Annotated in this window: 11 protein-coding genes; 6 read left to right on the forward strand and 5 right to left on the reverse strand. The window is 65.2% G+C overall.

Features of this window, described 5'->3' with window-relative positions:
- Window positions 1-22 precede the first annotated feature (22 nt).
- The 5 genes from Q8R73_RS02360 to Q8R73_RS02380 all read right to left on the reverse strand — a co-directional run bounded on the left by Q8R73_RS02360 (window position 23) and on the right by Q8R73_RS02380 (window position 4,646).
- Window positions 23-424, reverse strand: coding sequence for a type II toxin-antitoxin system HigA family antitoxin (locus Q8R73_RS02360; RefSeq protein ID WP_305717948.1), 402 nt, complete (start codon window positions 422-424; stop codon window positions 23-25).
- A 77-nt stretch (window positions 425-501) separates the two neighbouring features.
- A complete protein-coding gene (locus tag Q8R73_RS02365) occupies window positions 502-735 on the reverse strand; it encodes a type II toxin-antitoxin system HigB family toxin (RefSeq protein WP_371126009.1) in 234 nt (77 codons plus the stop codon).
- An 86-nt stretch (window positions 736-821) separates the two neighbouring features.
- Complete coding sequence (locus Q8R73_RS02370; RefSeq protein WP_305717949.1) at window positions 822-1,916, reverse strand: nickel/cobalt transporter; 1,095 nt, start codon at window positions 1,914-1,916, stop codon at window positions 822-824.
- The gene (locus Q8R73_RS02375) at window positions 1,907-2,545 is read right to left on the reverse strand and encodes a DUF1007 family protein (protein ID WP_305717950.1); all 639 of its coding nucleotides are present in this window, start codon (window positions 2,543-2,545) and stop codon (window positions 1,907-1,909) included. The genes Q8R73_RS02370 and Q8R73_RS02375 overlap by 10 nt, the downstream gene beginning before the upstream one ends.
- A 10-nt stretch (window positions 2,546-2,555) precedes the next feature.
- A complete protein-coding gene (locus tag Q8R73_RS02380) occupies window positions 2,556-4,646 on the reverse strand; it encodes a M3 family metallopeptidase (RefSeq protein ID WP_305717951.1) in 2,091 nt (696 codons plus the stop codon).
- A gap of 129 nt (window positions 4,647-4,775) precedes the next feature.
- Between Q8R73_RS02380 and Q8R73_RS02385 the strand changes: the two genes are divergently transcribed.
- From Q8R73_RS02385 to Q8R73_RS02410, 6 genes are all read left to right on the forward strand, one after another.
- A complete protein-coding gene (locus tag Q8R73_RS02385) occupies window positions 4,776-5,036 on the forward strand; it encodes a hypothetical protein (protein WP_305717952.1) in 261 nt (86 codons plus the stop codon).
- 678 nt (window positions 5,037-5,714) lie between these two features.
- The gene (locus Q8R73_RS02390) at window positions 5,715-6,857 is read left to right on the forward strand and encodes a type III PLP-dependent enzyme (RefSeq protein WP_305717953.1); all 1,143 of its coding nucleotides are present in this window, start codon (window positions 5,715-5,717) and stop codon (window positions 6,855-6,857) included.
- 236 nt (window positions 6,858-7,093) lie between these two features.
- Complete coding sequence (locus tag Q8R73_RS02395; protein WP_305717954.1) at window positions 7,094-7,693, forward strand: GNAT family N-acetyltransferase; 600 nt, start codon at window positions 7,094-7,096, stop codon at window positions 7,691-7,693.
- Between the two features lie 71 nt (window positions 7,694-7,764).
- Window positions 7,765-8,151, forward strand: coding sequence for a RidA family protein (locus tag Q8R73_RS02400; RefSeq protein WP_305717955.1), 387 nt, complete (start codon window positions 7,765-7,767; stop codon window positions 8,149-8,151).
- Window positions 8,152-8,433: 282 nt separating this feature from the next.
- Complete coding sequence (gene rnk / locus Q8R73_RS02405; RefSeq protein WP_305717956.1) at window positions 8,434-8,838, forward strand: nucleoside diphosphate kinase regulator; 405 nt, start codon at window positions 8,434-8,436, stop codon at window positions 8,836-8,838.
- A 125-nt stretch (window positions 8,839-8,963) separates the two neighbouring features.
- Entirely contained in the window at window positions 8,964-10,400 is a 1,437-nt protein-coding gene (locus Q8R73_RS02410) for a homospermidine synthase (protein WP_305717957.1), read from the forward strand.
- Window positions 10,401-10,428: the final 28 nt, after the last annotated feature.

The raw sequence follows: 10,428 nt of genomic DNA on the forward strand, positions 1-10,428 counted from the left end.
CGCGCGATGACAAGACCTATACTCAAGCCGCGGCACGCTTGGGGGCGCGGCGGATAGTCACTTTCCTGGGCGGTGGAATAAGCAGGTCGGCAGATACCCGAAAACGGGCTCGCAATCTCTGGACCATTGCCAAGCTCAGCCCCTTCTTTCCCTTCAGGACTTCACTGACCCGGCTCGGCGTTCCCAGGATCGGCACCATGTCGGCGCGGGTGAGACCATGCTGATCCATGAGGTGCCGGATCAGATCCGCCGTGCTCGGTGGCCGACGCGGCGAATTGCCTTCCTCATAGGCTGCAATCAGGCGTGCTTGCGCCTGGAGCCGGGCAACGTCGGCCGGCTTATCCGATTGCCAGAGCCGGTCGACGAGAGCGCGGGCGCGGGCGAGTTCCGCGTCGCTGTCGATCAAGATCAAGGTTGCATCCATTACACCGTCTCCGCGTCTATTCTGTCGTACTCGCTGTGGGTACCGAAGAACCGGATCGCCACAACTCCCGCCCGATATTAGAGGGCTGAAACCAGTCGGTAGTCATTGCCCTTGATGTTGAAAACGACCCGGCTGGCCTTGAGGATACTCGCCTTTGGATAGGACACCTTGACGTCCTCCGGATTGCGCCATTCGGCCTGGGCGACAATATCGAGCCAAGCATCGTATTGAGACCGCGCGGCCTTGATTCCTCTGAAGCCGGCGCGGTCGGCAAAATAGTTTTCGACCACGGCTGTGCCGATGACGATCATTGCTCACGTATAACAGAAATTCCAAAATTTGGAAATTTTGGTAGCCGGATGGCGCGCTTATGAAATCCTCAACCGCGCGGCCGCGGTCAGAGACACGTCACCCGCTCGGCGGCCAGATACCCGAACAGCAGCCCCATCCCGAACAGCAGCACCAGCCCGGCGGCGGCGAATTCGATGCCGCGCATGACGAGCGCGCCGCCGCCCTCGCCGCCGCCGCTGAGGCGCCGGGCGAGATCCTTTGCCGATACCGCGATCACGGCGATGGTGGCGACGGTGATCGCGGTGCCGAGGCCCATGACGAAGGTCGCGGCGATGCCGGCCCAGAACAGGCCCTGCGCCAGCGCGAACACCAGCACCAGAATGGCGCCCGAGCACGGGCGGATGCCGACGGCCAGGATCGCACCGAAGCCGCGCCGCCAGCCGCCGGGACCGGCGAGTTCGCTCGGGGCCGGACCATGGGAGTGGCCGCAATGCTCGTCATGGACGTGATCGGGATCGTGGTGCCCGTGATCATGATGGTGGTGATGATGGCCGTGGGCATGTCCGTGGTCGTGGTCGTGGCCATGATGATGCGCGGCGCCCGCCATCGCCGGTACCGGCGCGCGCGCCTGCAGCGCGCGCATGAATCCGCCCCCCTTGGTCCACACCAGCCGGGCACCGAACGCCGCTATCAGCGCGTAGCTGACGATCTCGATGACCCGTTCGGTCCCGCACATCGTCTTGGCGGTGACGTTGAGCAGCCAGGCGCAAATCCCGACGATCAGGACGGCGACCAGCGACTGCATCAGCGCCGAAGCGAACGACAGCACGATGCCGCGCCGCGCGGTCTCCTGGTTGGCGACCAGATAGGACGAGATCACCGCCTTGCCATGGCCGGGGCCGGCGGCGTGGAAGATGCCGTAGGCGAACGAAATCGCGAGCAGGGTCCAGACCGCCGAGCCGTCCGACTTGGCGGCGCGGATGGTCGCCGACATTTCGCGGTAGAATTCCGACTGCTTGGCGAGGATCCAGCCGAAAATGCCGCCGGCCTGGGGTTCGGGAGGGCGCTTCGGGGCGCCGAACGGCGTCTGCGCCAGCACCAGATGCACCAGCCCGTCCGTTATCAGCACGCCGGCCACCACCGCGGCGCCAATCATCAGGCCGCGCGCAAATCTCGGGCCGGGTCGCGGGATCACGGGCATTGCACCGTGATCTTGTTGGCGAACATCGCGCCGTAGTTCGAATTATCTCCGCTGGCGAAACTGTCCTCGTTGAGTTTCTGCGCGGTGGCGGCGGTGCCGTCGTCGGGACGCTGGAACGCCAGCTTGCAGGCGGCGGGCGCCCCGACCAGCTTGATCGGGTCCTTGTCGTCGAATTTGAAGTCGATGAAGTAAGCCGGATCGAACACCTCCAGCGCCAGCGCCTTCGGCTTCGCCGGCGCCTTCAACGGCAGCGTGAAATGCAGCGTCAGGGCGCCGTCCTTGTGCTCCAGAAAATAATCGACCGGCTCGAGGAATTTCTCCTTCTTGCCGTCGGCCTTGGCGAAGGTGAAGAAGTCGAACTCCTTCAGCGATTCGACGTTGGTCTGTGCCAGCGGCGCCAGTTCCTCGCGGCTGAAGACACCCTTGACCTTGGTCTCGATGCCCTGCAGCGCATAGGTCGAGAACATGTCGTCGAAGGTCCAGGCGTGGCGTACGCCCGTCATGGCGCCGTCGGGGGCATAGATCACCTGGCTGGACGCGGTGATCCAGACATGCGGATGGGCCTGCGCCTCCCTGGCCCCGAAAGCGACGGCGCCGGCCAGCAGCAGACCCAGCAAAACCTGTTTCAATGTGTTCACCTCAGGCCACCTCTGACGTTTCCAACAGGCCGCGGCGGCGCAGCAGCGCGTCGGGCTCCGGCTCGCGGCCACGGAATGCGATATAGGCCTCTTCCGGATCGCGCGAGCCGCCGGAGGAATAGATGTCGTCATGCAGTCGTTTTGCGACCCTGGGATCGAAGATGTCGCCGGCCTCCTCGAAGGCGCCGAACGCGTCGGCGTCCATCACCTCGGACCACATATAGCTATAATATCCCGAGGCATAATGATCGCCGGAAAAGATATGTCCGAACTGGGTCGGCCGGTGCCGCAGCGCGATTTCCGCGGGCATCCCGATCTTCTCCAACTCGGTTCGTTCGAACGCCCGCACGTCCGGGATCGCAGAGGCCGGCTGGGTGTGGAATTCCAGATCGATCAGCGCAGAGGAGACGAACTCCACGGTGGCAAAGCCCTGGTTGAATTTGCGCGCGGCGATGAAACGCTTCAGGAGATCGTCCGGCAGCGGCTCGCCGGTCTGGTAGTGCCGGGCAAACTGCCTGAGCACCTGGGGCTGCTCCTGCCAGTGTTCGTAAAGCTGCGACGGCAGCTCGACGAAATCGGTGAACACAGAGGTGCCCGACAGCGAGGGGTAGGTCACATCCGACAGCATCCCGTGCAGGGCGTGGCCGAATTCGTGGAACAGGGTGCGGGCGTCGTCGGGCGACAGCAGCGACGGCTGGCCCTCGGCGCCCCGGGAGAAATTGCAGACATTGAGGATCAGCGGCGCGACCTCGCCGTCGAGCTTCTGCTGGTCGCGCAGCGAGGTCATCCAGGCGCCGGAGCGTTTCGACGGCCGGGCGAAGTAGTCGCCATAGAACAGAGCCTTGTGCTTGCCCGCGGCATCCCTCACCTCCCAGACCCGGACGTCCGGGTGCCAGACCGGGATATCCTTACGCTCGGTGAAGGTGAGGCCGAACAGCCGGCCGGCGCAGTCGAAGGAAGCGTCGATCATGTGGTCGAGCGAGAGATAGGGCTTGATCGCGGCGTCGTCGAAATTGGCCCTGATCTGCCGCAGCTTCTCGGCGTAATAGCGCCAGTCCCACGGCGCCAGAGCGAAATTGCCGCCCTCCTCGGCCACCAGCGCCTGCAGCGCATCGCGGTCGGCGAGCGCGCGGGCCCGGGCCGGCTTCCAGACCCGTTCCAGCAAGCCGCGCACCGCGTCCGGCGTCCTCGCCATCGAATCCTCGAGCCGGTAGGCGGCGAAGGTGGGGAAACCCAGCAGCCGGGCGGTCTCCTCGCGCAGCTTCAGAATCTCGAGGATGGTTTCGTTGTTGTCGTTGGCGTTGCCGTTGTCGCCGCGCGCGGTAAATGCCTTGAACACCTTTTCGCGCAGGTCGCGGCGGGTCGAGCTCTTCAGGAACGGCTCCACGAAGGAGCGCGACAGCGTCATGACCGCCTTGCCGGGCATGCCGCGTTCCAGGGCCGCGGCCCTGGCGGCGGCGACAAAACCGTCCGACAGGCCGTCGCAGTCGGCCTCGCCGAGCTCCATGAACCAGTCCTGCTCGTCGCCGAGCAGATGGTGGCTGAAGGCGGTGCCGAGATGGGCCAGCCGCTCGTTGATTTCGGCCATCCGCTTCTTGGCGGCCTCGTCGAGTCCGGCGCCGGCGCGGTGGAAGCGGGTATAGGTGCGCTCCAGCAGCCGCAATTGCTCGCCCGACAGGCCGAGTTCGGCGCGGTTGTCGTGCAACAGCGCGATGCGGCCGAACAGCACCGCGTTCATCATGATCGGATTCCAGTGCCGCGCCATCCGCAGCGACACTTCCTTGTCGATCTCCAGCAGCTCCGGACTGGAGTGCGCCGACACCAGATCGTAGAACACCGACGCCACCCGGGAGAGCAGCTTGCCGGAGCGCTCCAGCGCCGTGATGGTGTTGGCGAAGTCGGGCGCGGCGGGATCGTGCTCGATTGCGACGATCTCGGCGGCGTGATCGGCGAAGGCCTGTTCGAAGGCCGGCAGGAAATGTTCCGGCGCGATCTCGGGGAACGGCGGGGTTTCAAACGGCGTCTGCCAGGCCTTCAGGAGCGGATTTGCCTGGGCCTGCGCGGCAGCCGCCATTTCCGAGGTTTCCGACATCAGAATTTCCCGTTTGGTCACGAATGAATCGGGGGACCTATACCATGCGATGGGGCTTTTTTGCGCCCTTTTGCGCTTGATAGCAGGGGCCTTTTCATAGAGATTGCGCCCGCAACAGGACCTTGGCCCATGAATGCGCAGCCCGCCCCTACCGCTCCCCGTCGGATCATCTGGCAAAGCGTCGTCACCGTCATCAGCGCCGCGATCCTGATCGGCGCCGAGGTGTTCGGCGCCGCCTTCGCCGGCGGCTGGGCGCTCGGGATCCTGCTGGGACTCGACGAAACCAGCTCGCGCATTCTGCAGGCGGTGCTGTTCGCGATCGGCGTCTTCATCATGGTGGCGTTCGTCCGCAACGCCCAGCGCATCGAGCCGTTCACTCGGCGCGCGTAACTCGGCTGCGCGCCACGCCGCGCGCCGGCCCCGTGAAAATACTTGCTGGCCGCTTGCGCTTCCTTAAGAAAACTTAACGTCTGTTCACACTCGGCGCCGCGCGCGTGCGCCGAAGGCAACACTGCAAGCAGCTGTTAGGCAAATTTGTCCTCAGCCTAAAAAAACTGTTGCGAAGCAGGATCAAAACACCTATTTGCACTCTTGCCCAATTTCGCACGTGCCTGTGGTCGTGTGTCAGTCGGTAGGTATCCGGACAAGAGGCCGGACAGCCGCCAAGGGACGAAGAACCGAGGGTCGCTCAAGTCGGATGACTTGGGAGGCCAGCATCTCTCTCAAGAGATGCCGTTGAAGGTCACTTCGATCCTTGCAACCGTGACTGGCAGCCGGAGGCGAACCGGCGCACCTCGTTCTCAACGGGGGACGCGACTTAAAGCAACGACGGATCGGGCTTTTTTGGTCTCTGCCGGCTTTCCATCAGCCGGCGCGAATACCGAAGAGGCTTGTCCTTCATTGCCAGGTGTGCGGGCGGGATCCTTCCCAACCAATCCACGGCAGCACAGTTCGGTCCGAGTTTTTGGCTGCGTCGCGCCTCCATCGCGCAACGTGGCCGAAGCGCTCTGATCCGAGATCATTTTTTGAACGTGTCTCCGTGCCGGGGCCGTTTGGGAGGGTGCTACTATGACTGAACGGATCCAGGAATTCCTGCGCAGCCGCCGCCGCGAGGGCCAGGACGTCGAGCCTTGCCTCGTCGTCGACCTCGAGGTCGTGCGCGACAACTACCAGACCTTCTCCAGGGCGCTGCCGGACAGCCGTGTGTTCTATGCGGTCAAGGCCAACCCGGCGCCGGAAGTGCTGTCGCTGCTGGCCTCGATGGGCTCGTGCTTCGACTGCGCCTCGGTGCAGGAGATCCAGATGGCGCTGGACGCGGGTGCGACCCCGGAGCGTGTCTCCTTTGGCAATACGATCAAGAAGGAGCGCGACATCGCGCGCGCCTTCGCGCTCGGCATTCGCCTGTTCTCGGTCGACTGCACCGCGGAAGTCGAGAAGATCGCCCGCGCCGCCCCCGGCGCCAAGGTGTTCTGCCGCATCCTCTATGACTGCGCCGGCGCCGAATGGCCGCTGTCGCGGAAGTTCGGCTGCGATCCGGAAATGGCGGTCGACGTGCTCGACCTCGCCAAGCGCCTCGGCCTGGAGCCCTATGGCATCTCGTTCCATGTCGGCTCGCAGCAGCGCAAGGTGAAGGCGTGGGACCGCGCGCTGGCGATGGCCTCGACGGTGTTCCGCGACTGCGCGGAGCGCGGCATCAACCTGTCGATGGTCAACATGGGCGGCGGATTCCCGACCAAGTACCTGAAGGAAGTTCCGGCGGTCGTGCAGTACGGCCGGTCGATCTTCCGCGCGCTGCGCAAGCATTTCGGCAACGCGATCCCGGAGACCATCATCGAGCCGGGCCGCGGCATGGTCGGCAATGCCGGCATCATCGAGACCGAAGTCGTTCTGATCTCCAGGAAGAGCGACGAGGACGAGGTGCGCTGGGTGTATCTCGACATCGGCAAGTTCGGCGGTCTCGCCGAGACGATGGACGAGTCGATCCGCTACGCCATCCGCACCCCGCATGACGGTGCGGAAATGACGCCGTGCGTGCTCGCGGGTCCGACCTGCGATTCCGCCGACGTGATGTACGAGAAGCTGCCGTACCCGCTTCCGGTGACGCTCGAGATCGGCGACAAGCTGCTGATCGAAGGCACCGGCGCGTATACGTCGACCTACTCGTCGGTGGCGTTCAACGGCTTCCCGCCGCTGCGGACCTACCACATCTGAGGCGCCTGCTTACCTCTCCCGCTTGCGGGGGAGGTCGGCGCGAAGCGCCGGGTGGGGGAATTCTATCCGCGGGCTCAGTGCTCGCGGAGACACCCCCATCCCGGCCCTCCCCCGCAAGCGGGAGAGGGAGAAGAAGAATCGGGAGCCGGTGCGCCGGCTCCCTCCCCTCCATCTGCCGATTTCAAGAACAACGCGCCGCGGGCCCGACGTCCGCCGGACGCGAGGACTGACGTGCCATGACTGCCCAACGGAAGACCTCTGTTGCCCTCATTTCCGATGCCGCCCCGTTCGCGATCCGTGCGGAGCGAGCCTCGGACGTCGTTGCGCGTGAAGCGCTGCTGGATGCTTGCTTTGGCGCAAACCGCCATACGCGCACCTGCCAGCGCCTGCGCGACGGACGCGCGCCCGCCGAAGGCCTTGCCTTCTCGGTGGTGCGTCAGGGCCGATTGGTCGCAACCGTGCGGTTGTGGCACGTCAGCGCCGGGGGCAAGCCGGCGCTGGTGCTCGGCCCGCTCGCGGTCGACGCCTCCTGCCGCGAACTCGGCATCGGCGCCGCCCTGATGAGCCACGCGCTGGCGGCGGCGAAAGCCCGCGGCCATGGCGCGGTGATCCTGCTCGGCGACGCGCCGTATTATGCCCGCTTCGGTTTCTCGGCGCTTATGACCGGCGAGCTGGCGCTGCCCGGCCCGTTCGAGCGCGACCGGCTGCTGGGCCTCGAACTGCGCGCCGGTGCGCTGGATGGCGCCTGGGGCATGATCGCGCCCTCCGGCGCAGCGGCGCAAGCCAGGCTGCGGCCGGCCGGAAAAGCCCGTAGACTGGCCACTCACGCCGCCTGAACCAATTGTAGACAAGCGACATTGCATGGCCTCGCCACAGCCATGCGATGTTCCCAACGGAGGTGCATGACATGACCCGCCGCCTGATTTCCACCGGCTCGCCGTTCGAGAAGGCCGGCGGCTACAGCCGCGCCGTGCTCGACGGCGAGTTCGCCTTCGTCGCCGGCACCACCGGTTACGACTACGCCACCATGACCATGCCGGCCGACGTCACCAGCCAGGCCCGGAACTGCTTTCGCACGATCGAGGCCGCGCTCGCCGAAGGCGGCTTTGCGATGACCGACATCGTGCGGGCAACCTACTACATCACCGACGCCAGGGATGCCGACGCCCTGATCGCGGTCTGCGGCGAAACCCTCGGCGACATCCGTCCCGCCTCGACGCTGCTCGTCGTCGCCGGGCTGTACAAGCCCGAGATGAAGGTCGAGATCGAAGTCACCGCGAAGCTGCGGACCTGAATCCGCCGCGCCGCGCCGCCGAATATCAGGGGGCTCGCCGGTTGACTTTGCCGGCCGCGTACCTAGGTTGAGGTGATCATGATGAGCCTGCATAGCAAACGACTGATGCTGCGCGCCGGTCACCTTCACGCGGGAAGGTAGCCCGGACGGATATCCTTTGAACCGTCCGGGTTCGATTGACTGCGATTTGATTACCCCCACGTCTGCGCTCCGAAATCTCCATCTCCCGACATTGATCGCGTGATGCCGCCGGCATGCCGCGTCCGAACGACTGTGAAAGACATGACCAACCCGACCCGAACCCAGCTTCCGCCGATTACGCTCCGGCAGGCCGACAGCCAGCGGCTGGCCCAGCTCGCCGAAGCCGCCGCCGAGACGGCGCCGGCCACGGCCGAGTTCCTGGCTGACGAAATCGAGCGCGCGACCGTGGTTCCCGACATGGCGCCGCTGGCGGGCATCGTCGGCATGGAATCCGAAGTGACCTTCCGGGACGACGCCACCGGCCTGCAAAAGCAGGTCACACTGGTGTATCCGAAATCTGCTGACATCGAGGTCGGCCGCATCTCGGTCCTGACCCCGATCGGCGCCGCGCTGATCGGCCTTTCCGCCGGACAGGCCATCAGTTTCGCCACGCCCTCGGGCGAGCTGAAATCGCTGACGGTGCTGGAAGTTCGCCAACCGAATTGACCGCCTGGCCGTCATCGGCCAGATGTAGCCGCCATTTACGGGCGATGCCTCGCCCGCCGACAAATTCCCGTCCCCTGATCGCGCCGAATCGCACGTCCGCCATCATCCCTCGGAGTTGAAAGCCAATGTCCTCGCCCGCCGCATCGCCCATCCATGCGAAGATCACCGGTCCCATCGTCATGATCGGGTTCGGCTCGATCGGCAAAGGCACGCTGCCGCTGATCGAACGGCACTTCGAGTATGACAAGTCGCGCTTCGTCATCATCGATCCGCACGCGGACGGCGAACTCGCCGAAAAGCACGGTGTGCGCTTCATCAAGCAGGGCATCACCCGCCAGAATTACCGCGAGGTGCTGGTGCCGCTGCTGACCGCGGGCGGCGGCCAGGGCTTTTGCGTCAATCTGTCGGTCGACACCGGATCGGTCGACATCATGAGCATGTGCCGGGAGATCGGCGCGCTCTACATCGACACCGTGGTGGAGCCGTGGCTCGGCTTCTACTTCGACAAGACCATTGGCCCGGAGAAGCGCTCGAACTACGCGCTGCGCGAGACCCTGCTCGCGGCCAAGCGCGGGAGCCCCGGCGGCACCACCGCGGTCTCCACCTGCGGCGCCAATCCCGGCATGGTGTCCTGGTTCGTCAAGCAGGCGCTGCTCGACATCGCCCGCGACACCGACACGCAGGTCAACGAGCCGAAGAGCCGCGAGGGCTGGGCGCAGCTCGCCCACAAGCTCGGCGTCAAGGGCATCCATATCGCCGAGCGCGACACCCAGCGCTCCAAGAAGCCGAAGCCGATGAACGTGTTCGTCAACACCTGGTCGGTGGAAGGTTTTGTCTCGGAAGGCATGCAGCCGGCCGAGCTGGGCTGGGGCACCCATGAAGCATGGTTGCCGGACAATGGCCGCAAGCACGAGGAAGGCTGCGGCGCCGCGATCTATCTGCTGCAGCCCGGCGCCAACACCCGCGTGCGCTCGTGGTGCCCGACCCCCGGCGCGCAATACGGCTTCCTCGTCACCCACAATGAGTCGATCTCGATCGCGGACTATTTCACCGTGCGCGACGGCCAGAACGTGATCTACCGCCCGACCTGCCACTACGCCTATCATCCCGCCAACGACGCCGTGCTGTCATTGCACGAGATCTTCGGCGCCACCGGCAAAATGCAGCCGAGCTGGCACATCCTGGACGAGAACGAGATCGAGGATGGCATCGACGAGCTCGGCGTGCTGGTCTACGGCCACGCCAGGAACGCCTACTGGTACGGCTCGCAGCTCTCGATCGAGGAAACCCGTCAGATCGCGCCCTATCAGAACGCCACCGGCATGCAGGTGTCGTCGGCGGTGCTCGCCGGCATGGTGTGGGCGCTGGAGAACCCCACCGCCGGCATCGTCGAGGCCGACGAGATGGATTTTCGTCGCTGCCTCGAAATCCAGCGGCCCTATCTCGGTCCGGTGAAGGGTTTTTACACCGACTGGACGCCGCTCACCGATCGGCCGGGGCTGTTTCCGGAGGATATCGATACCTCGGATCCCTGGCAGTTCAGGAACGTGCTGGTCAGGTAATCACGTCGTTCCGGGGCGATGCGCAGCA

It is taken from the genome of Bradyrhizobium sp. (genome assembly GCF_030697065.1).
Classification (GTDB): Bacteria; Pseudomonadota; Alphaproteobacteria; order Rhizobiales; family Xanthobacteraceae; genus Bradyrhizobium.

Excerpts from the sequence above, each read along its gene's own strand:
- Q8R73_RS02400 (WP_305717955.1), top strand. The coding sequence starts at position 7,765 with ATGACCCGCCGCCTGATTTCCACCGGCTCGCCGTTCGAGAAGGCCGGC.
- Q8R73_RS02410 (WP_305717957.1), top strand. The coding sequence starts at position 8,964 with ATGTCCTCGCCCGCCGCATCGCCCATCCATGCGAAGATCACCGGTCCC.
- rnk (WP_305717956.1), top strand. The coding sequence starts at position 8,434 with ATGACCAACCCGACCCGAACCCAGCTTCCGCCGATTACGCTCCGGCAG.
- Q8R73_RS02370 (WP_305717949.1), bottom strand. The coding sequence starts at position 1,916 with ATGCCCGTGATCCCGCGACCCGGCCCGAGATTTGCGCGCGGCCTGATG.
- Q8R73_RS02390 (WP_305717953.1), top strand. The coding sequence starts at position 5,715 with ATGACTGAACGGATCCAGGAATTCCTGCGCAGCCGCCGCCGCGAGGGC.
- Q8R73_RS02380 (WP_305717951.1), bottom strand. The coding sequence starts at position 4,646 with ATGTCGGAAACCTCGGAAATGGCGGCTGCCGCGCAGGCCCAGGCAAAT.
- Q8R73_RS02395 (WP_305717954.1), top strand. The coding sequence starts at position 7,094 with ATGACTGCCCAACGGAAGACCTCTGTTGCCCTCATTTCCGATGCCGCC.
- Q8R73_RS02385 (WP_305717952.1), top strand. The coding sequence starts at position 4,776 with ATGAATGCGCAGCCCGCCCCTACCGCTCCCCGTCGGATCATCTGGCAA.
- Q8R73_RS02360 (WP_305717948.1), bottom strand. The coding sequence starts at position 424 with ATGGATGCAACCTTGATCTTGATCGACAGCGACGCGGAACTCGCCCGC.
- Q8R73_RS02365 (WP_371126009.1), bottom strand. The coding sequence starts at position 735 with ATGATCGTCATCGGCACAGCCGTGGTCGAAAACTATTTTGCCGACCGC.